Source organism: Staphylococcus pasteuri, assembly GCF_003970495.1.
Taxonomy (GTDB): domain Bacteria; phylum Bacillota; class Bacilli; order Staphylococcales; family Staphylococcaceae; genus Staphylococcus; species Staphylococcus pasteuri.
On sequence record NZ_RXWW01000053.1, the window covers coordinates 1 to 25,829 of the forward strand.

General features: G+C 30.8%; 24 protein-coding genes. 10 read left to right on the forward strand and 14 right to left on the reverse strand.

What is annotated here, in order from left to right:
• Nucleotides 1-216: 216 nt before the first annotated feature.
• Genes CD121_RS07660 through CD121_RS07670 form a run of 3 tightly spaced genes read left to right on the forward strand, consistent with a single transcriptional unit; the run spans nt 217 to nt 1,816 of the window.
• Nucleotides 217-669: a MarR family winged helix-turn-helix transcriptional regulator gene (locus tag CD121_RS07660; RefSeq protein WP_070452237.1), complete on the forward strand. Its 453-nt coding sequence runs from the start codon at nt 217-219 to the stop codon at nt 667-669.
• A gap of 15 nt (nt 670-684) precedes the next feature.
• On the forward strand, nt 685-1,194 hold the full coding sequence (locus tag CD121_RS07665; RefSeq protein WP_126567804.1) for a GNAT family N-acetyltransferase: 510 nt from the start codon (nt 685-687) through the stop codon (nt 1,192-1,194).
• A 16-nt stretch (nt 1,195-1,210) separates the two neighbouring features.
• Nucleotides 1,211-1,816 (forward strand): FMN-binding negative transcriptional regulator, encoded by a 606-nt coding sequence (locus tag CD121_RS07670; RefSeq protein ID WP_117239350.1) that lies wholly within the window; start codon nt 1,211-1,213, stop codon nt 1,814-1,816.
• A 53-nt stretch (nt 1,817-1,869) separates the two neighbouring features.
• Here CD121_RS07670 and CD121_RS12420 read toward each other — a convergent pair whose 3' ends face one another.
• Together CD121_RS12420 and CD121_RS07675 are read right to left on the reverse strand one after the other, a co-directional pair.
• Nucleotides 1,870-1,971 carry an SAR1012 family small protein gene (locus CD121_RS12420; protein WP_017638068.1) on the reverse strand — a complete coding sequence of 34 codons (102 nt, stop codon included), beginning with the start codon at nt 1,969-1,971 and terminating at the stop codon, nt 1,870-1,872.
• 103 nt (nt 1,972-2,074) lie between these two features.
• Nucleotides 2,075-2,287 (reverse strand): TM2 domain-containing protein, encoded by a 213-nt coding sequence (locus CD121_RS07675; protein ID WP_017638069.1) that lies wholly within the window; start codon nt 2,285-2,287, stop codon nt 2,075-2,077.
• 216 nt (nt 2,288-2,503) lie between these two features.
• Here CD121_RS07675 and CD121_RS07680 point away from each other — a divergent pair, with 216 nt between their 5' ends.
• On the forward strand, nt 2,504-3,055 hold the full coding sequence (locus CD121_RS07680; RefSeq protein WP_017638070.1) for a GNAT family N-acetyltransferase: 552 nt from the start codon (nt 2,504-2,506) through the stop codon (nt 3,053-3,055).
• Nucleotides 3,056-3,102: 47 nt separating this feature from the next.
• On the opposite strand, the gene CD121_RS07685 is transcribed toward CD121_RS07680, so the two are convergent.
• Nucleotides 3,103-4,041, reverse strand: a complete 939-nt coding sequence (locus tag CD121_RS07685; RefSeq protein WP_017638071.1) for a 1,4-dihydroxy-2-naphthoate polyprenyltransferase — start codon at nt 4,039-4,041, stop codon at nt 3,103-3,105.
• 175 nt (nt 4,042-4,216) lie between these two features.
• On the opposite strand from CD121_RS07685, the gene CD121_RS07690 reads away from it, so the two are divergent.
• From CD121_RS07690 to menB, 4 genes are read left to right on the forward strand one after another with little or no spacing between them, the layout of a single operon-like run.
• Nucleotides 4,217-5,572: an isochorismate synthase gene (locus tag CD121_RS07690; RefSeq protein WP_126567806.1), complete on the forward strand. Its 1,356-nt coding sequence runs from the start codon at nt 4,217-4,219 to the stop codon at nt 5,570-5,572.
• The gene (gene menD / locus CD121_RS07695) at nt 5,565-7,238 is read left to right on the forward strand and encodes a 2-succinyl-5-enolpyruvyl-6-hydroxy-3-cyclohexene-1-carboxylic-acid synthase (protein WP_126567809.1); all 1,674 of its coding nucleotides are present in this window, start codon (nt 5,565-5,567) and stop codon (nt 7,236-7,238) included. The genes CD121_RS07690 and menD overlap by 8 nt, the downstream gene beginning before the upstream one ends.
• Nucleotides 7,225-8,028, forward strand: a complete 804-nt coding sequence (gene menH / locus CD121_RS07700; protein ID WP_126567811.1) for a 2-succinyl-6-hydroxy-2,4-cyclohexadiene-1-carboxylate synthase — start codon at nt 7,225-7,227, stop codon at nt 8,026-8,028. Before menD ends, menH begins: the two co-directional genes overlap by 14 nt.
• Nucleotides 8,021-8,839 carry a 1,4-dihydroxy-2-naphthoyl-CoA synthase gene (gene menB / locus CD121_RS07705; protein WP_126567814.1) on the forward strand — a complete coding sequence of 273 codons (819 nt, stop codon included), beginning with the start codon at nt 8,021-8,023 and terminating at the stop codon, nt 8,837-8,839. The genes menH and menB overlap by 8 nt, the downstream gene beginning before the upstream one ends.
• 78 nt (nt 8,840-8,917) lie before the next feature.
• Here menB and CD121_RS07710 read toward each other — a convergent pair whose 3' ends face one another.
• On the reverse strand, nt 8,918-10,099 hold the full coding sequence (locus tag CD121_RS07710) for an aminotransferase class I/II-fold pyridoxal phosphate-dependent enzyme (RefSeq protein ID WP_017638076.1): 1,182 nt from the start codon (nt 10,097-10,099) through the stop codon (nt 8,918-8,920).
• Nucleotides 10,100-10,237: 138 nt separating this feature from the next.
• On the reverse strand, nt 10,238-11,245 hold the full coding sequence (locus CD121_RS07715) for an acyltransferase family protein (RefSeq protein WP_017638077.1): 1,008 nt from the start codon (nt 11,243-11,245) through the stop codon (nt 10,238-10,240).
• Nucleotides 11,246-11,398: 153 nt separating this feature from the next.
• Here CD121_RS07715 and CD121_RS07720 point away from each other — a divergent pair, with 153 nt between their 5' ends.
• On the forward strand, nt 11,399-11,818 hold the full coding sequence (locus CD121_RS07720; protein ID WP_029055549.1) for a MarR family transcriptional regulator: 420 nt from the start codon (nt 11,399-11,401) through the stop codon (nt 11,816-11,818).
• Nucleotides 11,819-12,043: 225 nt separating this feature from the next.
• Here CD121_RS07720 and CD121_RS07725 read toward each other — a convergent pair whose 3' ends face one another.
• The 4 genes from CD121_RS07725 to CD121_RS07740 all read right to left on the reverse strand — a co-directional run bounded on the left by CD121_RS07725 (nt 12,044) and on the right by CD121_RS07740 (nt 18,642).
• Nucleotides 12,044-16,141: a glucosaminidase domain-containing protein gene (locus tag CD121_RS07725; protein ID WP_126567815.1), complete on the reverse strand. Its 4,098-nt coding sequence runs from the start codon at nt 16,139-16,141 to the stop codon at nt 12,044-12,046.
• 236 nt (nt 16,142-16,377) lie between these two features.
• Complete coding sequence (locus CD121_RS07730; protein ID WP_070452210.1) at nt 16,378-16,803, reverse strand: GNAT family N-acetyltransferase; 426 nt, start codon at nt 16,801-16,803, stop codon at nt 16,378-16,380.
• A 76-nt stretch (nt 16,804-16,879) separates the two neighbouring features.
• Nucleotides 16,880-17,350: a DUF2538 family protein gene (locus CD121_RS07735; RefSeq protein WP_017638081.1), complete on the reverse strand. Its 471-nt coding sequence runs from the start codon at nt 17,348-17,350 to the stop codon at nt 16,880-16,882.
• Nucleotides 17,351-17,385: 35 nt separating this feature from the next.
• Nucleotides 17,386-18,642, reverse strand: coding sequence for an LCP family protein (locus CD121_RS07740; RefSeq protein ID WP_126567818.1), 1,257 nt, complete (start codon nt 18,640-18,642; stop codon nt 17,386-17,388).
• Between the two features lie 782 nt (nt 18,643-19,424).
• Between CD121_RS07740 and CD121_RS07745 the strand changes: the two genes are divergently transcribed.
• Nucleotides 19,425-20,621: a serine hydrolase domain-containing protein gene (locus tag CD121_RS07745; protein ID WP_126567821.1), complete on the forward strand. Its 1,197-nt coding sequence runs from the start codon at nt 19,425-19,427 to the stop codon at nt 20,619-20,621.
• A gap of 66 nt (nt 20,622-20,687) precedes the next feature.
• Here CD121_RS07745 and rihC read toward each other — a convergent pair whose 3' ends face one another.
• The 5 genes from rihC to qoxA all read right to left on the reverse strand — a co-directional run bounded on the left by rihC (nt 20,688) and on the right by qoxA (nt 25,682).
• On the reverse strand, nt 20,688-21,596 hold the full coding sequence (gene rihC / locus CD121_RS07750; protein ID WP_017637026.1) for a ribonucleoside hydrolase RihC: 909 nt from the start codon (nt 21,594-21,596) through the stop codon (nt 20,688-20,690).
• Between the two features lie 97 nt (nt 21,597-21,693).
• On the reverse strand, nt 21,694-21,984 hold the full coding sequence (gene qoxD, locus CD121_RS07755) for a cytochrome aa3 quinol oxidase subunit IV (RefSeq protein WP_017637027.1): 291 nt from the start codon (nt 21,982-21,984) through the stop codon (nt 21,694-21,696).
• Nucleotides 21,981-22,586: a cytochrome aa3 quinol oxidase subunit III gene (gene qoxC, locus CD121_RS07760; protein ID WP_017637028.1), complete on the reverse strand. Its 606-nt coding sequence runs from the start codon at nt 22,584-22,586 to the stop codon at nt 21,981-21,983. The genes qoxD and qoxC overlap by 4 nt, the downstream gene beginning before the upstream one ends.
• Nucleotides 22,576-24,564 carry a cytochrome aa3 quinol oxidase subunit I gene (gene qoxB / locus CD121_RS07765; RefSeq protein ID WP_017637029.1) on the reverse strand — a complete coding sequence of 663 codons (1,989 nt, stop codon included), beginning with the start codon at nt 24,562-24,564 and terminating at the stop codon, nt 22,576-22,578. The genes qoxC and qoxB overlap by 11 nt, the downstream gene beginning before the upstream one ends.
• The gene (gene qoxA / locus CD121_RS07770) at nt 24,564-25,682 is read right to left on the reverse strand and encodes a cytochrome aa3 quinol oxidase subunit II (RefSeq protein ID WP_017637030.1); all 1,119 of its coding nucleotides are present in this window, start codon (nt 25,680-25,682) and stop codon (nt 24,564-24,566) included. Before qoxA ends, qoxB begins: the two co-directional genes overlap by 1 nt.
• Nucleotides 25,683-25,829 lie beyond the last annotated feature (147 nt).

Consider the following 25,829-nt stretch of genomic DNA (forward strand, 5'->3'; position numbering starts at 1 on the left):
ATATAGTTATAAATATTATTACTTATAAAATTTATTTTATTATATATTGATTTTTATTTCTTGTCACTTAGTATTCATTTGGTAAGGTAGTTTAAAATAATTCAGAGATACGCAGAAACATGTACTAAAAATCATATTAAATTCGTAAATATACCATAAATGTGTTATTCTTAGTTTGTAAAATTATTGCAAATGCAATAAAAAGAGGTGTAGAATTTGCAAGATATTTTAAGAGATATAGGAATAATAGCAAGAGCATTAGATTCAATCAGTAATATTGAATTTAAAGATTTGAAACTTTCAAAAGGTCAATTTATCTATTTAGTAAGAATTTGTGAAAATCCAGGTATGATACAAGAGCAACTTGTAGATATGTTGAAAATTGATAGAGCTACAGCATCAAGATCAATTAAAAATTTGGAAAAGAACAATTTTATATATAAAACCTATAATGAAAATAATAAAAAGAACAAATTGTTATATCCTACTGAAAAAGGGCAGAAATTATATCCATTTATTATAAGGGAAAACAATCATTCCAATGAAGTGGCATTAGAGGGATTCAATAATAAAGAAATTGATGAATTATCAAAAATGTTGAATAGAGTTAAACATAATATATCTGAGGATTGGAAAAATGTTAAAAATGGTAACAAGCGAATATATTAAAAAGGGGTTATTACTATGTTAATAAGACAATGTAATGAAGAGGACTTAGAAAAATTAAAAAATATTGAGTATAAGACTTTTAATGAAACATTTAGACCACAAAATAAAGATGAAGATATTGATAATTATTTGAAACAAACTTTCACTGATAATAATGTGCTTAAAGAATTGCAAAATGAAGATTCATTTATATATTTTATTTATGTTGAAGATCAATTGGCTGGGTATTTAAAACTCAATATTAACAAGGCACAAACCGAAGATTTTGGTAATGAATATATTGAAATTGAACGAATTTACGTACTTAACCATTATCAAAAAATGGGTGTTGGAAGAGAACTTTATAATCATGCTTTAAAGGTTGCAAGAGAACATGGATACAACAAAATATGGTTAGGCGTTTGGGAACACAATCTAAAAGCAATTCAATTTTATAAAAAACTTGGCTTTGAAAAAATAGGGGAACATACTTTTTATATGGGAAAAGATAAACAAATTGATGAAATAATGTCTATTGCTATATAAAAGGGAGGAGAATTATATGTATATTCCAAAGCAATATCAAATCCATGATTATGAAATGATTAAATCATTTATGAATGAACATAATTTTGTCACGATAGTTACTTATAATGGAACGACACCAATTGCTACTCATTTACCAGTAAATATTGAAGAAAAACATAATGAATTATACATTTCGGGTCACTTTGCTAAAGGTAATGAACAATGGAAAACGATCGATCAGAATCAGCAAGTATTAATCATTTTTCAAGGGTCTCATGGATATATATCTTCAACTTGGTATGATACTGAAGATGTGCCGACTTGGGATTACCAAAGCGTTCATGCATATGGAACAGGACAATTATTAACAACTGAAGAATTAGAAAGTGAATTAATTAAAATGCTTGATAAATATGAAAACCATCGACCTAATGGTGCAACTTGGAATAATTTATCTAAAGAAGCAAAACAACAAATTAAAGGTATTGTTGGATTTAAAGTTAAAATTAACAAACTTGAAGCAGCATTTAAAATGAGTCAAAATAGAACTCAATCTGAAAAGGAAAATATTATCATACATCTTAATCAAAGCGATCAATTAAATGATAAAGATTTAGCTTGTGAACTTAAAAAATTATAGTAAAGCAAAAAGTCAGCCCATTTAGGACTGACTTTTTCACATAACTCAAATATTTATTTTCCACCGTTTGATTTACCTGAAATTAAATTGCGGATAGCTTTTACAATGTAACCTGTAATAACTATTCTAATTGCGCGTTTAATAATATTCATCATTAAAAAATCTCCCTTTATTTTTGTTCTATTTAAGTTATATATACCCAAATTTCAACATTTTAAATGTAAGATATGATTTTTATATGAATATTATAATCATTTTTTACCTTTCGAATACAATATATCCATCTTTATCAGCTTTTTTAGTAAATGCAACGATAATAGCGTGTACAATTGCTACAATACTAGGAATTCCTGTCCAAAAGAAAACGAGATGTAGTACGCCTTGACCAACTTTATCGGCATAAAATTTATGGACACCCACGCCGCCTAAAAAGATTGCTACAAGTATATAAATAAGTTTGTTCACTTTCATGATTGACTGCCTCCTTAATTTTTATTTTAAACAATTAAAGGTTAGTTATTCAATTAAACTGTAATTATAGGTATGTGTTATATATTATGATATCAACAAAGACATTTTTAAAATGAGTCATGATAACTATTGGAAATTAGATGATGACTTTCGTTTATATCGTAGCGTAGTTTCTATATAATTAAATTATGACACTTAATAAAGGAAGGGTATTTGATGATTAGACAAGCGCATCCTAGTGATAATAAAAGAATAGCGGAATTATGTTATATGATATGGGAAGACATGGAATTAGATATGGTGAAGCAAATAAGTAAAGAACGAATTATTCATATTTTAGAATTGAGTGTGGTCAATGTTAAATATCGTAGTTATTATGAGAACGTTTGGGTTTATGAGGAAGATGGCGAAGTAGCAGGTTGTTTAATTGCATATGATGGTGAAAATGAACTTGAATATGAAAAGAAATGGCTTGAACTTCCACTCGATGAAGATATCAGAGCATTTGGTACACCATTACCTATTAAAGAAGCAGAAGATGATGAAATGTATATCGAAACAGTTGCTACCTTCCCGGAATATAGAGGTAAAGGAATAGCCACAAGTTTATTAAAGTATGTGATTGAAAATCATTCTGATAAAAAATGGAGTTTAAATTGCGATTATGGTAATACTAGAGCACAAAGATTATACGAAAAACTAGGTTTTAAAACAGTTAGTGATATTGATCTATACGGTCATATATATCAACATATGATTAAACAATAAAAAAATCGACAATGAACATGTTCATTGTCGACTATCTATATATTTAATTAAATTGCGCCAAGTAATGCACTAATATAAATGCCTAATGCATATAAAATACCGAAAATAGTATTTGTTTTTCCTGTAGCAGCCATTGCTGGCATCATTGTTTCTGGTGTGTCGTTTTTATTAAATCTTCTAACAGCTTTAATTGGCATTGGGAATGACAATAATACTAATAAATAGAAGAGTGATCCACCAGATTTAAATAATGCAGTGAAAATGACAATTAAATACGCAACGATATACATAGTTGCCATAAAGATAACAGATGCTCGTTTACCAAGTAAAATTGGTAAAGTTTTACGTCCGCTTGCTTTATCTTTAACACGGTCTCTAATGTTGTTAGCCATGTTAATAAGACCAATTGTAATAACGATAGGAATACTTAACCATACAATTAATCCTTGTACATTTCCAGTTTGAATAAAGAATGATAAAAGAATAATAATCATACCCATAAACAAGCCGGAGAATAATTCACCAAACGGTGTCCAAGAAATTGGAATTGGACCGCCAGTATATAAATAACCAATCGCCATACATACAATCCCAATAGGAATAATCCAAAATGAACTTTGGAAAGCGAGGAATATACCTAGTAAAGCGGCAATAATGTAAAAGGCAATTGCGATGTTCATAACTAATTTAGGGCTCATACCATTACGTACAATAGCGCCACCAATACCTACGGATGTATGATCATCTAGACCTTTTTTAAAATCGTAATATTCATTAAACATGTTGGTAGCTGCTTGAATTAACAAACAAGCAAGTAACATTGCTAAGAATAAACTAAATTTTAGATGATCTTCGCTTCCTAGAAGATATAGTTTAGCCGATGCAGTACCCACTAACACGGGAACAACTGCAGCAGTTAAAGTATGAGGTCTCATTAATTGCCAATATTTTTTCACAGTTGAATATTGTTGATATTGATCTGCCATAATTTATAACCTCTTATTTTTTTATAGTTTTAACATTAATATTTTAAAGTAATTATTAATAAAGGTCAATTCACGTGAAAAATTGCATTACTTTATTAAGCAATTCCACTAAAATTAAGTTTGAAAAATGATACAATATACTAATGAGTAAATATAGAAGAAAGAAGTGAAATGAATGGCTGTTAACGTTAAAGAAGATGAGATTGTCAATAAGTTATATGGAAGCTCTAAAGATTGGGTCTCAGTAGAAGTTGAAATCAACCAAAGTATAGATCCAAGTACGTTATTTCATTTAACTGAATCACAAGCAGGTGATCGTTTTTATTTACGTCTAAACGATAATCAATCTTCATATTTCGGATATCATGCAATTCGAAAGTTCAAAAATAATTTCGAAAATAAACAGTCTATCTTTAAAGAATGGGAAGCCTTAAAAAAAGATATAGAATTAATACATCCAGATAGTGAAAAACACCATTTACGTTTATGTGGTGGTTTTCAATTTTCAAAACATAAATCAGATGATGAGTGGAGAGAATACGGTTTAAATCATTTAGTATTACCTGAAGTTTTAATCTCAACAGAGGGACAACGTCATTTTATCACTTACACAACAGAAAGAGATAAATTTGATATAGATGCTTTTAAAACATTAGTTAGTCAATTTGAGCAGGCCAATGTAGATTCATACGATGAGCATATAGGTAATGTGACAAGAATGGAAGATATTTATTTAGACGAATGGCGTGACTTGGTTAAAGAAGCCATCGAAAGTATAGATTATTCTAAGAAAATTGTCTTAGCACGTAGACGTTTAATTAAATTTGATGAAGAAATCAGCATTCCATATGTTTTATCTAAAGCTTTAAAAAATGAAAAAAATAGTTATATCTTTTTACTTGAATCAAATCAATCTGTCTTCTTTTCACAAACACCAGAACAATTAATCAAAGTTGAGAATCAAGTTCTATCTACTAAAGCTGTTGCTGGAACAATTAAACGATCTCATGATGAACAGGAAGATCAAGCGAATATAAATGCTTTTCTAAATGACAAAAAGAATTTAGGTGAACATCAATTTGTCGTTGAAAGTATCTTAAATGATATTCAACCTTATGTTGAAGATGTAGACTACAATGAAACACCTAATATTTTAAAAAATGACCATTTATATCACTTATATACACAAATAGAAGGTAAGTTAAATGATCATTCATATATTAGTTTAATCGATCGTTTGCATCCTACACCTGCATTAGGTGGATACCCTAAAGATGAAGCATTAGAATTTATTGAGAAAAAAGAATTTGGAACACGTGGTTTATATGGGTCACCAGTAGGTTTTATTGATGTATATGATGATTGTGAATTTATAGTAGCTATTCGTTCGATGTTAATTAAAGGCGATCAAGCAACATTATTTGCAGGTTGTGGAATAGTGAAAGACTCTGATCCAGATAGTGAAATTGCTGAAACAGCAGTAAAATTTTCACCAATGATGAATGCATTAGGAGTAGATGAAAATGAGTAATTATAATGAAGCATTAACAACTCAAGTATTTACATTTGCATCAGAATTATATGCTTATGGCGTAAGAGAAGTTGTAATTAGTCCGGGATCTCGTTCGACCCCATTAGCTATCGCATTAGAAGCGCATTCAAACATTAAAACTTGGATTCATCCAGATGAACGAAGCGCTGCCTTTTTTGCATTAGGTTTAATAAAAGGTAGCGAGAGACCTGTAGCTATATTATGTACTTCTGGTACAGCAGCAGCTAATTATACACCAGCAATTGCTGAAAGTCAGATTAGTCGTATACCACTTATTGTCTTAACTAGTGATCGTCCTCATGAACTAAGAAGTGTAGGAGCGCCACAAGCAATTAATCAAGTGAATATGTTTAGTAACTATGTGAATTTCCAATTTGATATGCCAATTGCTGATGGAACAACAAATATGCTAGATACTATTCATTATCAAATGCAAATTGCTAGTCAGTATTTATTTGGACCACACAAAGGACCAATTCACTTTAATTTACCATTTAGAGAACCTTTAACACCTAATTTAGATAGAACAGAATTATTAAAATCAGAATCTAAGACACTACCACATTATCAAAAAATGATTGATGTTATGCCAATCAAAGAAAAGATAGAAAAAGATAAAGGTTTAATCATAGTAGGTGATATGCAACACCAAGAAGTTGACCAAATATTATCTTATGCAACTGAAAATGATTTACCTGTGTTAGCCGATCCGCTAAGTCAGTTAAGACGTAATAATCATCCTAATGTTATTACAACGTATGATTTATTGTATCGAGCTGGTATGGATTGGGAAGTCGATTTTGTAATTAGAGTTGGTAAACCTGTTATATCTAAAAAGTTAAATCAATGGTTGAAGGCTACATCAGCGTTTCAAATATTAGTTCAAAATAATGATAAAATTGATGTATTTCCAGTACCGCCTGATGTTTCTTATGAAATATCTGCGAATGACTTTTTCAGATCTTTAAAGAATAACCAACCTATTAATAGAAAAGCATGGATAGAGAGATGGCAAACATTAGAAAAGCAAGCTCGTATTGAAATAAATGATTATCTACAACATGCTACTGATGAAGCGGCTTATGTAGGAGAATTGATTTCAAAACTAACTAAACAAGATGCATTATTTGTAAGTAATAGTATGCCAGTAAGAGATGTTGATAATCTATTATTTAATAGTGAAGCTGAAATCTATGCCAATCGTGGTGCCAATGGTATTGATGGTGTTGTATCTACAGCATTAGGTATGGCAGTTCATAAACATGTTACTTTATTAATTGGAGATTTAGCTTTTTACCACGATATGAATGGACTACTCATGTCAAAATTAAATAACATACACTTAAATGTAATTTTATTGAATAATGATGGGGGAGGTATCTTTTCATATTTACCTCAAAAATCATCTGCATCAGAATACTTTGAGCGTTTATTTGGTACACCAACTGGGTTGGATTTTGAACATGCCGCATTATTATATGAATTTAATTTCAAACGTTTTAATACTTTATCTGAATTTAAAGATATGACGCTTTCACAATCCGGCGCTATCGTATATGAAATCATTACTGATAGAGAAGACAATTTACAGCAACATCAAATTTTATATAAGAAATTGAGTGAAATAATTAATGCTACATCATAAATTTTATTCATCCAACAAACCATCCAATCAATTGTTGATTATGTTACATGGCTTTATTAGTGATGGATCAACATTTGATAGTCATATAGATACGTTGACTAAACAAGTTAATGTATTGACTGTTGATTTGCCAGGACATGGTAATGATGATTCACCTATGGACCAAGAATGGAACTTTTCATATATAAGTCAAAAATTAGACCAAATATTAAGTGAATATCATCAATATCATCAATATTTATTAGGTTATTCTATGGGTGGTAGAGTATCACTTTACTATGCATTACATGGTACTAATGAATTGTCAGGTTTAATATTAGAAAGCACGTCGCCCGGTATACAAAAAGAAGAAGATCAGATAGAACGACAACAAGTTGATAATGCTAGAGCGAAAGTATTAGAAATTGCTGGACTGGAAATATTTGTTAACGATTGGGAAAGATTACCGTTATTTGCATCCCAATATGATTTAGATAAATCAGTTAAAAAACAAATTCGTCAAAACAGAATGAATCAAGATCCTAGTAAGTTAGCAAAAGCTTTGAGAGATTATGGTACAGGGCAAATGCCAAATTTATGGCCATCACTTATTAACATTCAAATACCGACAATTATATTAGCTGGTCAAAAAGATGAGAAATTTGTAAATATTGCCCAAAAGATGAATGAACAAATTATTAATAGTAGAAAAACAATAGTTTCTGAAGTAGGTCATACAATTCACGTGGAAGATAGCGCGGAATTTGATACAATAATATTAGGTTTTTTAAAGGAGGAGCAAAATGACTAGACAGTGGGAAACACTTAGAGAATATGATGAAATTAAATATGAATTTTACGATGGAATTGCAAAGGTAACAATTAATCGTCCAGAAGTACGTAATGCATTTACACCTAAGACAGTAGCTGAAATGATTGATGCCTTTTCACGTGCGCGTGATGATCAAAAAATATCAGTTATTATTTTAACTGGTGAAGGAGATAAAGCATTCTGTTCTGGTGGAGATCAGAAGAAACGTGGACACGGTGGTTATGTTGGCGAAGATGACATTCCTCGTTTAAATGTATTAGATTTACAACGTTTAATCAGAGTTATTCCAAAACCAGTTATCGCAATGGTACGTGGTTATGCTATTGGTGGAGGTAACGTATTAAACGTAGTATGTGACTTAACTATTGCAGCAGACAATGCTATTTTCGGACAAACTGGTCCTAAAGTAGGTTCATTTGATGCTGGTTATGGTTCTGGTTATTTAGCAAGAATTGTTGGACATAAGAAAGCAAGAGAAATTTGGTACTTATGTCGTCAATATAATGCACAAGAAGCATTAGACATGGGATTAGTTAATACTGTCGTTCCATTAGATCAAATAGAAGACGAAACAGTTGTTTGGTGTCAAGATATCATGAAACATTCACCAACAGCACTACGTTTCTTAAAAGCAGCTATGAATGCAGATACAGATGGCTTAGCAGGTTTACAACAAATGGCTGGAGATGCAACTTTACTTTATTATACAACTGATGAAGCTAAAGAAGGTCGTGACGCATTTAAAGAAAAACGTGACCCTGACTTTGACCAATTCCCTAAATTCCCATAAGATTTGATATAAACGAACCCCTTAAAGTATGGTGTTAAAGCCATCATACTTTAAGGGGTTTTTTACTGTGTTTATGATTTATTTATTAGTTGGAAATTGTTCCGGATATTGCTCTTTTAAATAATCTTCTAAACGTGACATACCTTCTTTGAGTAATGACATATCATAAGCATAAGAAATTCTTACATGGCCTTTCCCAATATCTGTAAAGGACGAACCAGGTACCATAGCAACGTGAGCTTTTTCTAACACATCAACACAAAAATTAAAATCATCATCTGTATAATTTTTTATACTTGGGAAAATGTAAAATGCGCCTTCAGGTACAGCATTTAATTCGAAACCAAGGTCTTGAAGTTTTTCGATTAAATAGTCACGACGCTCAATATAAGCTTTATTCATATATTTTGGCGCTTCTAAACCTTCATTTAATGCAGCGATACATGCATGTTGAGCTGGAACATTTGTACAAATGCAATTATATGCATGCATGAAAGTTAATTTTTCAATTAAATATTCTGGTCCAATTAAAAATCCAACACGGATACCAGTTGCTGAATGTGATTTACTTAAACCACTGATGAGTATTAATTGATCTCTAATCTCATCGAATTCAGCGAAAGAAGTATGAACACCATTAAACGTGTTTTCTGCATAGATTTCATCACTAATGATAAATACATTATATTTAGACAATGTATTTACAATATCGCTGACTTCTTCACGATTTAATGTCACGCCTGTAGGATTTGTAGGATAATTAAGTAAAACAGCTTTTGTATTTTCATTGATATATTGATTCAACAATTCTGGTGTGATTTTGAAAGATGTTTCGGTAGTATCAATAAATTTTGGCACAGCACCTAAAGTTTGAATTAAAGGGATATAGCCCGCATATGTAGGACTTGGAATGATAATTTCATCTCCTGGATTGATAATACTACGCAATGTAGTATCTAAAGCTTCACTAGCACCATTAGTCATAATTATTTCATCAACACTATATTCGAAACCATATTTATTTTGATAATAATTACTTATAGCCTGTCTAGCTTCTATGATCCCTTTATTGTGAGAATAACTTGTTTGGTCATTTTTAATGGCTTTGATGTAAGCGTCTTTTACCACTTCTGGCATATGAAAATCAGGCTGCCCAATTGTTAAATTGATACAATCATCAATATCTTTCATACGGTTTGAAAATTGTCGAATACTAGGTGCTTTTAAAAATTTTGACTGCTCATTTAATTGTAATTTCATAAATCATTACTCCTCTAAAAAATACCAAAATATAGTACTTTTAATGTTTGAAATGTCGTATAATTCTTTCAAATTATTACAATCATAACATATTTTAAGCACTACATTTTGGTATACGAATTAATTTTATAATAAACATTACCCTTTGAATTTAGAAGGGGATTTTAAGTTTATGATTGGATTTGTCCATTTACATATCCACCGGTTCGATAAGATATAAACTATAATGCCAGATGTAATAAATAAAAATAGATAAGTAAATACAGAAATTGGCGATTTAAATGGATAGAGTTCAAATCCACGAATAATACCAATAATTAAACCATGTAATAAATAGACATACATTGTCCTACTACCAATATAGGTATAAAAACGTAATTTTTGAGATGTTAAATTTAAGAATGCAAACATCGACACTAAAATAACTACATACAATAGTAAACGTTTCAGTGGACTATATACGTCTTCGGCATTTTGTTCTAATGAAGTATAAGGCGTACTACCTAATAACCAATCAGAATTAATTGGATGTAAATAATAACCTACAAAGTAAAGGATAAATACTAAAATGGAGATAGGCACCCATTTTTTACTTCTTAACACCATACTTTGGTTTTTAGTAAATAAATGACCTAAATAGAAAATTGGGAAGAATACAATGGTACGAGAAATACTCATGTATTCATCAATGTTAGCCGAATAACCGGCAAATACTGAAAAAACAATGGAAATAGTAAGAACAATCCATGGATTATATCTTCTTACAATAACTAAAACGACATGGAAGAAGAATAACGTTAATAAAAACCATAATGCAAATACAGGGTTGAATGGATCTAATTGTAAACTATCGCTTTTTCCAGTTAAAAAATAATACACCGAGTAAAATGCGAAAAATATGAAATACGGTAATAATAATTTTTTAGCAATATTTTCTAAATAATAAGGTTTGTCTAAATTTTTAGCAAAGTAACCTGATATAAATAAAAATGTTGGCATGTGGAAACTATAAATAACTAGATATAGTGCTGATAAATTTTTATCTTCTGAAGTATACGGCTGTAATAGATGTCCAAACACTACTAAAAATATAAGTATCGCTCGGGCATTATCAAAAAAATAATCCCTGTCCTTAATGGAAGGCATAAATATGTCTCCTTTTTATTGTTTAACTGTACTTAATTTATTATATTTTATGGCGATAATGCAACGATTTTGACTACAATATAAAATTCTATTGTATATCTTATAAAAAAAGCATATAATATTATCAACTAAATAAAGTGGAGTAGAAACAGCATGTATAAACAACTTGAAAAACTTATTACACTTACTAACAACGATTTGAATATAGTTAACCGACGCTTTGGACAAAGAACAGACATTACATCAGAACAATTAGAGTTATTACGAATACTGTATAATTACGACCGTTTATCACAATATGATTTAACAATGAAGATTAGTCGAGAACAATCGATTGTGTCACGATGGATTAAAAAACTTGTATTGAAAGGATATATTACAAGTCAGCAGTCACATGAAGATTTAAGATGTAAGGAATTAATTCTTACAGAGGAAGCACGAGCATTAATTAAGCAGATAAATACTGCTCGATGTGAATTAATAGAGGCTAGATGTCAATGCTTATCAGAAAACGAAATCGAAAGTTTAAATCAATTATTAAACAAGTTAAATAGTCGCCATAGTTTTCATTAATGGATGATAAAGATATTAAAAATGTCGTGAGTCAATGATTTATAGATTTAATAAATATAAAGAAAGCAATTTCTATTGAAATAAGATAGAAATTGCTTTCTTTATTTATATCGGAATAATATTAACAAGAAAATTTCCTTTTAAAGGTTATAGGATCATAGAAAAGAGAAGGGGGACGTAATAAAAATCGACTAACAAGAATTATCTTGTTAGTCGAAATAAGAATTATTTAAATGTAGGAATATCAAAGAATTTACCAACTTCTCCGATTTGATCATATAATCCTTTTAATACTTGTGCATTTGAATCTGCCCAATTAATATCTGTTGCATATTGATGTGTACCTGGGTGTGCAGGATTCCAACGCATTTTGTATAACGTGTTTTGTCCAGCTTTCACATATGAATTACCTATGAATTTAGCTCCACCGATAATCGCTTTTGAAACTGAATTCCAACCAGACGCTTTAGCAAAGTTTAATCCTTCGCCTAGAGCATTATAGTCATAAGCACCAATACCAAATACATTATGATATTTAGTTGCAGAACGAGTATTTACTACACCGTTTGTAATGTTAGCACCTTTAGCTAATTGAGATTGTCCATTTCCAGTTTCTAATAAAGCATGTGAAATTAAGTAAATTTCATTTAAGCCATATTTTTTAGCCGCTTGACTAAATGCTGCACCTTGGTTTTCAAGTACGCCTTTACCTTTAAGTAATTTATTTAAAGTAGCTTCAGATAAATACTGTGGTTGATCTAAACGTAAAAATTGATATTTAGATACAGGATTTTTAGCTAATTTATTAGAATCCATAGCATTTTTTGTTTCATAGTAAGTTGCATTTGACCATACGCCAGGAGTTCTTTGAACTTGTGGGCCATAGCTTAAATTACTTTGAATAGAAGCCATTTGGTTTAATGTACGTCCTGTATTTGAATACTTAACCAATTCTTTTGTTAAATCGTTTGCTTTAACCCAAGCATATTTACCATTAGTTAATTTACCGTAATACCAAGTAACACCATTTTGCTGTTTTTGTTTAATGACTACAAATGGTTTTTCATAATAAGTTTTTAATGAATAACCGTTCTTTGCAGCAGGATCATCATAATAATAACCATTATTATTTTTGATAACGAAAGTATAATTATATGGCGTTGCAGGATTATTAGTATTAGATTGTTCTAAGTCTTTTGCTGCAATCCAACCAGTGCGATTGTTAACTGTACCATATAAATATTTTTCGTTACCTACATATATAGCTTTTGAAGCGTTAAAAGTTTGATTTACTAATTGACTTGTAGGTAATAATTGTTGGTTTTTAGTTCCCCATGCAATTGAATAAAGCCCATTATTATTGCTATTCACTTTATATTTACCTGTTTCTTTAGCTTCATTTCCTAGGTTTTGAACATTAATATCATTAATGTTAACCCAGCCTAATGGTGTGTTTGATACTGTGTTTTGTAATAACACATAAGTTTGATTACCTTCAGTTCTTTGTTTAGAAATTGTGAAAGTACGATTTGCGTATTTAGCACCATTTTTAGCTGTTTTATCATATACAGAACTACGAATACCAGAGTTGTTAAGTTTTACTTGACCAATTTTTTTAGTAGTTTGAGTAATGTTAGTTTTAGCCGTAGTTTGAGTTTTAGGTGTTTCTTCGTTTGTTACAGCATATGATTTAAAAGCCATTTTAGGTTTAGCAACAGTTGATTTAGTTGAAGTTGGTTCAGATAAATAATACTTACTAATCCAACCAGTGATACCATTTACAGTTCCATATAGATAAGTAGCTTTATCAATTTGTTGCTGTTTAGTAGCTTTAAATGTTTGGTTACCGTTACCTGAAACTGTTCCTGCTTCTTGTTTATAAGTACCCCAAGGAACTGTATAAGCTTTTGTACCAGGTTTAACGCTATATGAATGATTTACAGAAGTAGGTGATTTAGCCGTATTATAGACTACATCTCCTTGTTTAACCCAACCATAAGTTTTGCCAGAATTATAATCTTGAACTAAGTAAAATTTATCATTACCTAATGTAGCTGTTTTAGAAACTGCTAATGTTTTTTGTACTTCTTTTGTTGTTTTACCAGATTTATCGTAAACAGTTGTATATAAACCACTATTTTTAGAATTGATTTGAGCTACGCCATTATTTGCTGCAACTGTTAATTTATTATTAGTAGTTGTAGGCTTAGTTGTTGGTTTTGTAGCTGGTTTAGTAGTGTTAGTAGGTGTAGTTAAATAAGCTTTACTAATCCATCCAGTTAAACCGTTAACTGTACCATATAAATATGTTGATTTATCAATTTGTTGTTGTTTAGTAGCTTTAAAAGTTTGATTTCCTTTTCCTGAAACTGTACCAGCTACTTGTTTACTAGTACCCCAAGGTACTGTATAAGCTTTAGTACCAGATTTAACATTATAAGATTGATTAACTTTTACTGGTGATTTAGCTGTATTATAAATTACTTCATTTTGTTTAACCCAACCAAATTTTTCCCCAGTATTATAATCCTGTACAAGGTAAAATTTATCATTACCTAATGTTGCAGTTTTAGTTACTGATAATGCTTTTTGTACTTCTTTAGTAGAGTGACCTTTTTTGTCATAAACAGTTGTGTATAGTCCACTATTTTTTGTGTTAATTTGAGCCATACCACTATTTGCAGCAACTGTTAATTTACTATTACTAGTTGAAGGTTTAGTAGTAGGTTTAGTTGTTGTACTTCCACTAGAAGGTTTAGTTGTACTTGTTGAAGTAGTACCCCAAGGTGCAACTTGTCCCATTTTAATTTGATATTTTTCATTGATTAAATCGTATAATTCATTATAACTATAATTATGTTGTTTAAAGTAACCATGTGGGTCAGCATGGTCTGTACCACCTAACCATCTACTAATTGCTGAATGTGTCCAAACAGTACCGCTACCATCGTTTTCAGCGCTATTAGGTTTTAAACCATAATATTGTATTTGTGTTGCAGCGTAATCAGCATAGTTGTTCATTGAACGTGCAAATGAATCATAGTCATGTGTATGAACAATTTCAACGTTTATATAACGTTCATTACCGTATGGACCAGCTCCCCATGATAAGTAATCAGTAGGGGCAGTTTCGATGATTCTGTTGCCGTCTACAAACGCATGTACGAAAGCTGAGTTGTAATTGTTCTTCATGTAATTGATTTCGCCCGTAATTGTTGAATTTTCATTAGCTGTATCATGGACAACAATTCCTTCAGGTTTACCTACACCATTTCTGTATCCATATTTAGGGAAGTAAGATGAATAATCTTCTTCAATCTGAGGTGCTTTAAAATTCTTTTTACGAATATAATCATTTATTGAAGATTTCACTGCTGGTTTGTATTTTGGTAAAGAAGATGTTGCTTTTTTAGCAGTTGCATACATCATTCTTGGTTTGGCTACTGATCTAAAAGTAGACACTTGATTATTTGATGAATCGTTCACTTTAGCTGATTCAACTTTAGCTGATTCCTTAGTATCATTTTTAGTGTTTGTTGTATTAGTGTTTGTTGATTTTGTAGTTTGATTAGAGATAGCTGATTTATCTGTTTTATTACTTTCAGATTGTGCAGTTGTTACTGTTTGTTTAGTAGTGTCATTTGAATAGTTATCTGACACATTTTCACTCTCAACATCATCTTCATCATCAATTAAACTATAACCACCATTATTTTTAACTGTTTGCTTAGTTGATTGGTTAGTAGATTCAGTGTTTTCATTTTGACTAGTTTCTTGGCTAGTTTTATTTTTTACATTATTATCTGTATTTTGAGTTTGCTGTTGAGCTTGAGCATTAGTGTTATTGTCAGTTTGTTCTTTAACAGCTTCATTATTATCGTTAGTTGATTTATCAGAGTCAACGTTAGTTGTTGATTGATTATCAGTAGCATCAGTACTCACATCTTTTTGATTGTCAGTATCATTTTGTTTAGATTCTTTATCAGAATTTGTACTATCACTTGTTGTATTAGTAATATTTGTTACATCTGCAGTATCATTTTGTTTAGATGTATCATTATCTTCTGTAGAAGTAGTCTGTACAGGTTTTACTTTAGTTGGATCTTGATAAGTTTGAGTACCAGAAATATTTTGTGTTGGGTTACTCACTTCTTTTTTAGCATTGTTAGCTTGTTTTAAGGTTGTTTGGTCATCCAGTACATTCTTGTTTTTAGTTTGGTCTTGAGTAGCTTCTGCTGCATCTGCATGGTGAGCCGTAAATGCTGTTCCAAATAAAGTTAGTGCAACCATTGACGGTAATTTGTAATTGAATTTTTTCGCCATTATTATAATTACTCCTTGTATGTTATGAATTTGTATTAATTATAATATGCGAAAATAAAAGTGTATTGTTTTTAACAGATTTGTAATAGAACTTTAACCTATAATTTTTTAAATTTATTGCGATGTAAGGGGTTTAAACATTGATAGTACGCAAGTAATTTCATATAAAAAATTAATTTGTGGTTAATGAAATATTACAAAGTATGACAAAGAAAATAATTTGAGAATACTATATGTTACAAATGTTTTTCCATAACGATATGCTTAATATTTTCTTCATCAAATGGTTCGCCTAAAACGTTGTAACCTAATTTTTCATAAAAGGGGATTGCGTAGTGTTGAGCATTCATTGTTAAAAATGTTAATTGATTTTCATTAGCTGTTTGTTCAACAAAATTCAATAATTTTAATCCTAAGCCTCGACCTCTATAATCTTTTAAAATTGCTACGCGTTCGACTTTTCCAGTAGTTTCATTCAATAAGCGTATTCGTGCTGTTGCAATAGGGTGGTTATCATTGTCATAGCCAATGACATGAATTGCATTCTCATCATATTCATCAATTTCATGATCTTCTGGCACATTTTGCTCTTTAACAAACACTTCTTTTCTAATTTCAAAACACGCTTCTAACATTTCTTTATTCGTAACTTTATAGAACATATTTAGTCTCCTTTATTATAAAAAAGGAAGAAGCCTGGTTATTTGATGACTTCTTCCTTAAGTGATATTTAATATTTTATAATGCTTCTTTTCTTATAATTGCAGTGTATTGCCAAAAAATTCTCATTTGAGCGATATTCCAATTATTCATTCCCATTGTATAACCAGATGGTTTAAATAGATTTACATCAGTTACTTCAAGTGCAGCAGCAATTAAATATTGTAACGGTACGCTAATACTTTTCATTTCTTCAGTAATACCATTTTCATCATATACCCAAGTAAATGGTAAATCAGATTCAAAAATATCTACTTTATTAAATATTTCTGGTAGGGCTACAATATAACACGCTCCATCTACAACAGGATTATTTGCACTTTCTTTATAATAAATGAGTAAAGCCTCGTAGTTTTCTCTATGTTCATGATTTACATAAAAGAATTCATTTCTAAATAAAGCCATATCTTTACTATGAATAATTTGTTGTTCTAAAACGTTAAACATACCATTTATATTAGCAATTTTTTCATACGTTTTTCGTGACATTTAAGCAGCTCCTCTCATTAAATAATATATTAAAATTAATAAGCAGTAGTATCTTGTTGTTGTTGTTGGTAATTTTGATTATTAACGGTATTATCTTGTTGCGTGTTCATACCGTTGTTTTGATTATCCGTTTGTTGATTGTTTTGAGTTTGATTGTTAGTTCCACTGTTTTGTTGATCATCATTATTATTGTCATTACTGCTATCATCATTATCTTTATCTTTTTTGTCATCAGTTGTATCATTTTGACCTTTTCTTAAAAGAGAATCATCTAGTTCAGTTAATGGTACTAGAGAGCCATAATGATCAATAACTCTTTGATTTAAGAAATCATCTTTATCAGTAATTTTAGATAATCCTAAATCAGTACGCAAGATGTTTGAATATTTCTGGATACTACTAATGCTAGGATTGTAATAATAAACGCCATCTAACATATCATCATCACCTTCTAGTTGTGATTTTTTCATTTTAACACTGTCAGATAGGTACATTCTAGATAATGATTTAATCTCAGATTTAGTTAAATTATGCTTAGCATTTTTACCTACAATATTAATAACTTCATCTAATTTATCAAATGAATCAAGTGTTTGTGCTTTTTTGAATAATATTTTAATTAAGTCCATTTGACGTTGTCCACGTTTTAAGTCTGAGTCATGGTGGCGCGTTCTAGCAACTGCTAATGCTTCATCACCATTTAATTTTTGATAGCCTTTTTTAATTTTAATTCTACCTGTATCATCACTATTTGGTTCGTTTAAATTATATGGAACATCATAGTAAATGCCACCAAGTTCATCGACAGCTTCAACGAATGCTTTCATATTAACACGAGCATAGTAATCAACTGGTACATTCATTGTTGCTTCAACGGAATCCATTGCAGCAATTGGGCCACCGTATGCATGGGCATGAGTGATTTTGTCATAATAACCTACTTTAGGAATGTAACTTATCGTATCACGTGGGATACTCAACATTCTAATTTGATGTTTTTTTTGATTAAAAGTAGATAAAATCATCGCGTCAGATCTTGAATGTTCCAAGCTTTGTCCGTTTTTTTCTCGTCCTTCATTATCATCAATTCCTAAAAATAATATAGAAATTGGATCTTTTTCAGGGTTGACCTTTGAACTTCTTAGATTTGATTGACGATCTGCGTTACTTTTATCTTGAGAAGATTCAAACGCTTTTTCTGAAGATTTGAATAGGTTACTAGCAAAAACAACAGGAATAGCAATAAGAGCGAAAGTCAGTAGAATTAAAAAGTATTTAAAGAATTTATTCATATTTGTTGCTCCTAAACATTATTAACTTATTTTTAAATATATGATTAAAATTTATGTAGTTTCTTCGTATTGTTGTCTATAATTTTTCACACTATAGCCCTAAATTGTATTACTTTATAGTAAAAATTACAACTCATATATCAATAAATAGTATTGAATTCTAAAATTTTATTTATATCTTATAGTATAAATGATTGATGGTAAGAAATGTGAGTATTTGATTACATTTATTGTGACACTTTAATAACCAATATAACAATTCAAATTTAACAATTATTATTATGCATATTTATACTTATGCTAATTTATGTTGAAACTATTTGCTATTATGATCTTATCTAAACAATTCATTTCCATTTTTATTAAATTGACTGGCGTTAAAATACTGTGTTGTCAGTTTCATAAAATTTTTTAAGATATTATTATTTATGGTACTAAAGTACTATGTAATCTTTCTGTTAAAGGTGAACTATATAATTAAAGTGATTTTATGCATAAAATGATTTATAATTATGCATATCATATTTATTGAGTAACATCGTAGTAATCACAATAGCTTTATAATTTTTTAAGATCTTTATAGAGGTAATTAATAAAAAAAGGGAGGATTAAATTTAAAGTAAGGTAATAGAAATTAAATTGATAGATACGTTCAAGACAAAATAAAAGACAAATAGATATATTTTTCAGCGAGTATTATGGATATAAAAGTAAGACCTTGATATCTAATGTTTATATTTCTAAGAAAAATATTGATATTATTATGTGAGGCAAATTTCGAAATGAAACTAAACAAGATTAAGATTGTGTTTTTCATCATTGTGTTAATTATACTAATCATATTAATGATAATTTTTGGAAAAAAATGGAACGAATATCTGCACATGGATAGTCGGTACTTCCAAAAAAATGATAATGCTACATATATTATTAAAAAAGATAAACATGAGAAAGCACCTAAAAAGCTAAAAACCGTTGTTAATAAGAAAAAACCTATATATAAAGAAATTGATAACTATTTAAAAGATACAAATTTTAATGGTACTGCTGCTATATTTGAAAATGGTAAGATTAAGTTGAATAAAGGTTATGGCTTTCAAAACTTTGAATCTGGTAAAAAGAATACAGCTAATACAATGTATCTTATCGGTTCATCACAAAAATTCACTACTGGATTAATGTTAAAACAACTTGAATTAGAAAATAAAGTGAATATCAATGATCCAGTAACCAAATATTTACCTTGGTTTAAAACAAGTAAAGAAATCACATTAAAAGATTTGATGTTACATCGAAGTGGGTTATACAAATATAAAGCATCAACAAATATTAAAAATTTAGATCAAGCAGTCAAAACAATTCAACAAAGAGGTATAGATGAAAATTATTACCATAAAGATCATTACAATGATGGGAATTATTTAGTGCTTGCGAAAGTTATCGAGCAGGTTACAAATAAGCCTTATGTTGCCAATTATTACAATAGATTAGGTAATCCATATCAATTACAACATACAGCTTTCTTTGATGAAAAATTATATCGTAAAAATATGGCAAATGGATACAAATTGACTCATAATAAATTTTCTTTGATGCATCCTAAAATATTAAACCAATATTATGGCGCTGGTAATTTATATATGGCTCCATATGATATGGGCAAATTAGTCAATGCACTGCAACAGTATAAGATATTTAATGCAGATACAGCTAATCCATTTTTACATGAATTTGGTACTAAAGAATATCCAATTGAATATAGATATGGTTTCTACGTTACTCCTACAATGAATAGGATTAATGGCGTGTTCTTCGGACAAATATTTACTGTTTACTATAATGATAAATATACTGTTGTTTTAGCAAGTAATTTAATTACAGAAAATGAAAAAGCGAATGAAAACAAAATGAAACATATTTTCTATAATATGCTTCATCAAAAAAAGGAATATAACGTTCCTGGTGTTAAAGTAAAATAATAATAAATTAAACAACTGAACGCACATATATTGTCTGTTGAGACACTAAATATGTGCGTTCTATTTTTATTTACAATATGAAAGGGCGTTTAAAAATAAATCTTGATAGTGTGTTGAAATAGGGGAATGTACTACCTTACAATTTGGTTCTAGCGACTCAAAATCAACAACAGTGGCACCCTTAGTTAATAAACCATGAAGCTCAATCTGTACATTGGCATCATAAACGTTAAATATATCTGGATTAATTAAATATAAAATTGTAAATACATCATATAACTTTATACCTTCGTGAACATTTTCAGTTCTGTAATGTTGTAATAAATGATATAACATATTTCCTGTTTGATTAACTTGTTTAATTTCTTTTATAAAATCATGTGAGAACATAGCTTTTCTTGCTAAATCTAATCCAATCATCACAACTGGTATTTGTGCATTAAAAACAATGTTTGCTGCTTCTGGATCACAATATATATTAAATTCTGCTAAAGGTGTGACATTGCCTCTACCGCTACTACCACCCATAATAACAATTTGTTTGATATTCGATTTTACTTCAGGATAAGTAGCTAAAAGTAATGCAATATTTGTTAATGGTCCAATAGCAACAATAGTTATTGGATAAGAACTCTTCATAATTTCATCTTTGATTGCTTCTATTGAATTTGTTTGTGGAATATGATGATTTTCAAATGATTCAAAATCATAGCCGTCCATTCCTGACTCGCCATGTACTTCGGCTGCATCAACAGGATCGGAAATTAAAGGACGAGCTGTACCTTTATAAACTGGGACTTTACTATCGAAAAAATGAACTAATTTAAGTGCATTGTTCGTTGTTTTATCAACATTCACATTTCCATTAACAGTAGAAATCATTTTAACTTCTATATTAGGATGACTCAATGCCAAGCTGATGGCAGCTGCATCATCAATACCTGGATCAGTATCTATAATAATAGGTATGACCACTGATACCAACTCCTCTCATTTATCATTAGTTCTATTTTGACGTAAAAAAGACCTACTAGCAATGCTAGTAGGTCTAAAAGTATGAACTTTATACTTTTTATAAGTGGTGTGAGTGACCACCTTGCATAACCCAATAAGTACCGATAACAGTAATTAGAGTTATGATAATTGCAAAGATAACTTTAAACATTTGGACACGTCCATCTTTACCTTCAGTTAAATGCATGAACATTAATAATTGAAGTGCAGCTTGGATAAATGCGAATCCAAAAATAATTGTTACTTTAGCATGGAAACTCATTGATGTGTATAGTGTTACGAAAACTGCTAAAAGCGTCAATACGATAGAAGCAATAAATCCGACTGTATGTTTTACGATTGTATTCATCCGCTATACACCATCCCTATCATATATACGGCAGTGAAGATGAAGATCCAAACAACATCTAAGAAGTGCCAGTATAAACTTACTATAAATAATTTTGGAGCATTATATGAATCCAAACCACGAGTTCCAATTTGAATTAATAAGCAAATAATCCAAACAATACCAACTGAAACGTGACAACCGTGTGTTCCTAATAGAATAAAGAAACTAGACCAGAAGGAACCGATAGTAGGGTTGACACCTTCAGAAACATAATGTGCGAATTCGTAGATTTCAAATCCTACGAATACAAGCCCTAGTAGTACAGTAAGAATCATCCAAAACATCATTAAGTTTTGTTTTTCTTTACGCATGTAGTAGATTGCAATACCACATGTATATGAACTTAATAATAACGCGAATGTCATTATTAAAACTAAAGGTAATTCAAATAACTCTGTAGTCATCTTGCCAGCGTAATCGCCACCATGTTGCAAAGTTAATAACGTTGCGAATAGGGTACCGAATAACGCGAATTCGGCTGTAAGGAAAATCCAAAAGCCAAGTTTATTTAATTCGCCTTCATGCGTACGTGAATCAATTGTATTAGTATCATGACTCATGACTTACAGCCTCCCTTTCTTTAATACGTGCTTCTCTTAAACGTGCTTCAGTTTCAGCTACTTCAGAAGCAGGGATATGGTAACCATGGTCAATTTGGAAACTTCTCCAAATCATTGTACCGAAGATACCTGCTAAACAGATAGCGGCTGGAATGATTGTTTCAAAGATTAAGAAGAAACCACCGATTGTAAAGAATATTCCCATCCAGAAACCAACTGGTGTGTCGTTTGGCATGTGAATATCTTTGTAATTATGGTTGTCTAAATAATGACGACCATGTTCCTTCATATCTACGAATGTGTCATAGTCATTCCAATCTGGAGTGATAGCAAAGTTGTATTTAGGTGGAATTGCTGATGCAGTAGTCCACTCTAAAGTACGACCAAGTCCATCCCAGTTATCGCCTGTAGCTTCACGTGGTGCTTTAATGTGACTGTAAACAATGCTTACCACTAAGAATAAGAAACCAATTGCCATTAATAAAGCACCGATAGTTGAGATAACATTTAATAAGAACCAACCATCAGAAGGCATATAAGTGTATAAACGACGTGGCATACCATCTAATCCAAGAATGAATTGTGGTAAGAAACAAACGTTAAATCCGATCATGAAGAACCAGAAGCACCATTTGTTTAACGTTTCGTTTAATTTGTAGCCCATCATTTTTGGATACCAGAATATTAAACCAGCTAAGCAGGCAAATACTACACCAGTAACCAATGTATAGTGGAAGTGAGCTACTAAGAAATAAGTGTTGTGATATTGATAGTCAGCTGATGCCATCGCAAGCATTACACCTGTAACCCCACCTAATAGGAAGTTAGGGATAAATGCTAATGAGAATAACATAGGTGACTCGAAAGTAATTCTACCTTTATACAATGTTAATAGCCAGTTGAATAGCTTAACTCCGGTTGGTACACCGATTAACATTGTAGAAATTGAGAAGAATGAGTTAATTAAAGCACCATTACCCATTGTGAAGAAATGGTGAACCCAAACTAAGAAACTTAAGAACGCGATACCAGCAGTTGCCCAGACCATGCTTTGATGTCCGAACAAGCGTTTACGCGCAAATGTTGGAATAATTTCAGAGTAAATACCAAATGCAGGTAAGATAACGATATATACTTCAGGGTGCCCCCATACCCAGAAGAAGTTAGCCCATAACATAGGCATACCGCCATCAGCTACTGTAAAGAACGCTGTTCCGAATATTCTATCGACTGTCATTAACGCTAAAGCCACTGTAAGAACAGGGAAGGCTAAGATAACGATTAATGTAGTGATGAATGTAGTTACAGTAAACATTGGCATTTGCATAAACTTCATTGTAGGTGTTTTACATCTTAAAATCGTTACAAAGAAGTTAATACCGGTCATTAACGTACCTAAACCGGAAATTTGGATAGCAACTAGATAGTAGTTGACACCTGGTCCAGGACTAAATTCACCAGCAAGTGGTGCATAGTTTGTCCAACCAGCAGCTGGAGATCCACCTACGATAAATGATAGGTTGAATAAAATCATACCAGCAAAGAATAGCCAGAAACTTACGTTGTTCATTACAGGGAAGGCAACATCACGTGCACCGATTTGTAATGGAACAACAATATTCCATAAACCAAAGATGAAAGGCATAGCCATGAAAATAATCATGATAACGCCGTGTGTACTAAATACTTCATTGTAGTGGTTAGATTCTAAGAATGTGTTATCTGGAACAGTTAATTGAGTACGAAGCATTAACGCATCAATACCACCACGGACGAACATTAATACGGCACAGATTAAATACATAACACCGATTTTTTTATGGTCTACGGATGTGAACCATTCTCTATAAAGATATTTCCATAATTTGAAATAAGTAATTACTGCGATAAGGCCGATAACTAAGAATGGTGCACCGATTTGTGCCATCGTAATCATCCAGTTACCTTTAACTAGTAATTGATCCCATGGAAAATTCATTAATGTCCACCTCCATGATCATCATTTTCTTTGTTTTTAGACGCATTACCGTCTTTAGCTTCTTTGGAAATTTTTTCCATTTCCTTAGAATTGTGTTTTTCTTTCTTCTTGAATTCATTGTCGTATTTTTCATTGTTGCCAAGAATCATTGGTGTCATACCGTGACGTTTATAGTTAGCATTTGAAATTGTAACCTTACGAGCTGGTTTGACTGGTTTATCTTTTACGTCTTTATAAAGATCTTTTTCATCAACGAAGTTAGGATCTTTTTGAACGTAATTGTAACGTTTGTATGCGTAGAAGATATACTCAGGATCAGCTGCAGGATCTACGAACGCCATATGCGTACCATTAAACGTTAATTCTTTGTTAGGTGTGCTTGGTAAGATTTGTTTATCAAATGTATCTTGATCTAACGTTTTCTTACTTTGAGCTTTTTTCACCCATTTGTTGAAATCACTTTGGCTTACAGAGTTTACATCAAATGTTTGACGTGAGAAACCTTCACCATTAAAGTTAGAGTTTCTACCTCTGAAAGTACCTGTTTGATCTGCTGTTAATGTCCAATTCATAGTCATACCAGTCATGGCATATTTCTGACCACCTAATTGTGGAATCCAGAAACTTGTCATAGTATCCATAGATTGTAACTTGAATACTACTGGACGATCTTTTGGAATTGTTAACGTATTAACAGTTTCGATGTGTTGATCTGGGTAGGCAAAGAACCATTTGTAACCAGCGCTTACTGCGTAAACCACAAGTGGGTCCTTGTCTTTCTCTGGTGGTTTTTCATAATCGTATAATGTTTTAACAGTTGGAATTGCTAAAGCAATAACGATAATGATAGGTACCACAAACCAAATTGTTTCAATTAAAGAATTGTGGTGCATCTTACCAGATTCATCATTCTTACTATAACTGTATTTAAAGATGAAGAATGCAAACATGGAAAGAACAACGACAACAATAACAAGCATGAAGATAATTGAATAGATGATCAAGAACTTCTGACTACTTGCTACTGGCCCTTTTGCATTAAAAACTTCAATGTTCGAACAACCACTAAGTAAAATTAGGGTTCCGACCATTAGAAGCAAAGACTTAAATTTTGACACTTTTTTTGACCTCCTAATACTACAAATGTAGGGCTTACCACTAATTTTAAGTTATTACACAATATTTACAAGTACCTAGAAGAAAAAAATTATTAATATAAGCCAAAAATTTTAAAAAGTTTGAGATATGACGGGGATTGTAAGATT

Coding starts and splice junctions, on each gene's coding strand:
- CD121_RS07690 (WP_126567806.1), top strand. CDS start 4,217: ATGGCTGTTAACGTTAAAGAAGATGAGATTGTCAATAAGTTATATGGA.
- CD121_RS07730 (WP_070452210.1), bottom strand. CDS start 16,803: ATGTTCTATAAAGTTACGAATAAAGAAATGTTAGAAGCGTGTTTTGAA.
- CD121_RS07735 (WP_017638081.1), bottom strand. CDS start 17,350: ATGTCACGAAAAACGTATGAAAAAATTGCTAATATAAATGGTATGTTT.
- CD121_RS07710 (WP_017638076.1), bottom strand. CDS start 10,099: ATGAAATTACAATTAAATGAGCAGTCAAAATTTTTAAAAGCACCTAGT.
- CD121_RS07745 (WP_126567821.1), top strand. CDS start 19,425: ATGAAACTAAACAAGATTAAGATTGTGTTTTTCATCATTGTGTTAATT.
- CD121_RS07665 (WP_126567804.1), top strand. CDS start 685: ATGTTAATAAGACAATGTAATGAAGAGGACTTAGAAAAATTAAAAAAT.
- qoxD (WP_017637027.1), bottom strand. CDS start 21,984: ATGAATACAATCGTAAAACATACAGTCGGATTTATTGCTTCTATCGTA.
- qoxB (WP_017637029.1), bottom strand. CDS start 24,564: ATGAATTTTCCATGGGATCAATTACTAGTTAAAGGTAACTGGATGATT.
- CD121_RS07715 (WP_017638077.1), bottom strand. CDS start 11,245: ATGCCTTCCATTAAGGACAGGGATTATTTTTTTGATAATGCCCGAGCG.
- CD121_RS07675 (WP_017638069.1), bottom strand. CDS start 2,287: ATGAAAGTGAACAAACTTATTTATATACTTGTAGCAATCTTTTTAGGC.
- menD (WP_126567809.1), top strand. CDS start 5,565: ATGAGTAATTATAATGAAGCATTAACAACTCAAGTATTTACATTTGCA.
- CD121_RS07740 (WP_126567818.1), bottom strand. CDS start 18,642: ATGAATAAATTCTTTAAATACTTTTTAATTCTACTGACTTTCGCTCTT.
- qoxC (WP_017637028.1), bottom strand. CDS start 22,586: ATGAGTCATGATACTAATACAATTGATTCACGTACGCATGAAGGCGAA.
- CD121_RS12420 (WP_017638068.1), bottom strand. CDS start 1,971: ATGATGAATATTATTAAACGCGCAATTAGAATAGTTATTACAGGTTAC.
- menH (WP_126567811.1), top strand. CDS start 7,225: ATGCTACATCATAAATTTTATTCATCCAACAAACCATCCAATCAATTG.
- CD121_RS07680 (WP_017638070.1), top strand. CDS start 2,504: ATGATTAGACAAGCGCATCCTAGTGATAATAAAAGAATAGCGGAATTA.
- menB (WP_126567814.1), top strand. CDS start 8,021: ATGACTAGACAGTGGGAAACACTTAGAGAATATGATGAAATTAAATAT.
- CD121_RS07685 (WP_017638071.1), bottom strand. CDS start 4,041: ATGGCAGATCAATATCAACAATATTCAACTGTGAAAAAATATTGGCAA.
- CD121_RS07720 (WP_029055549.1), top strand. CDS start 11,399: ATGTATAAACAACTTGAAAAACTTATTACACTTACTAACAACGATTTG.
- CD121_RS07725 (WP_126567815.1), bottom strand. CDS start 16,141: ATGGCGAAAAAATTCAATTACAAATTACCGTCAATGGTTGCACTAACT.
- CD121_RS07670 (WP_117239350.1), top strand. CDS start 1,211: ATGTATATTCCAAAGCAATATCAAATCCATGATTATGAAATGATTAAA.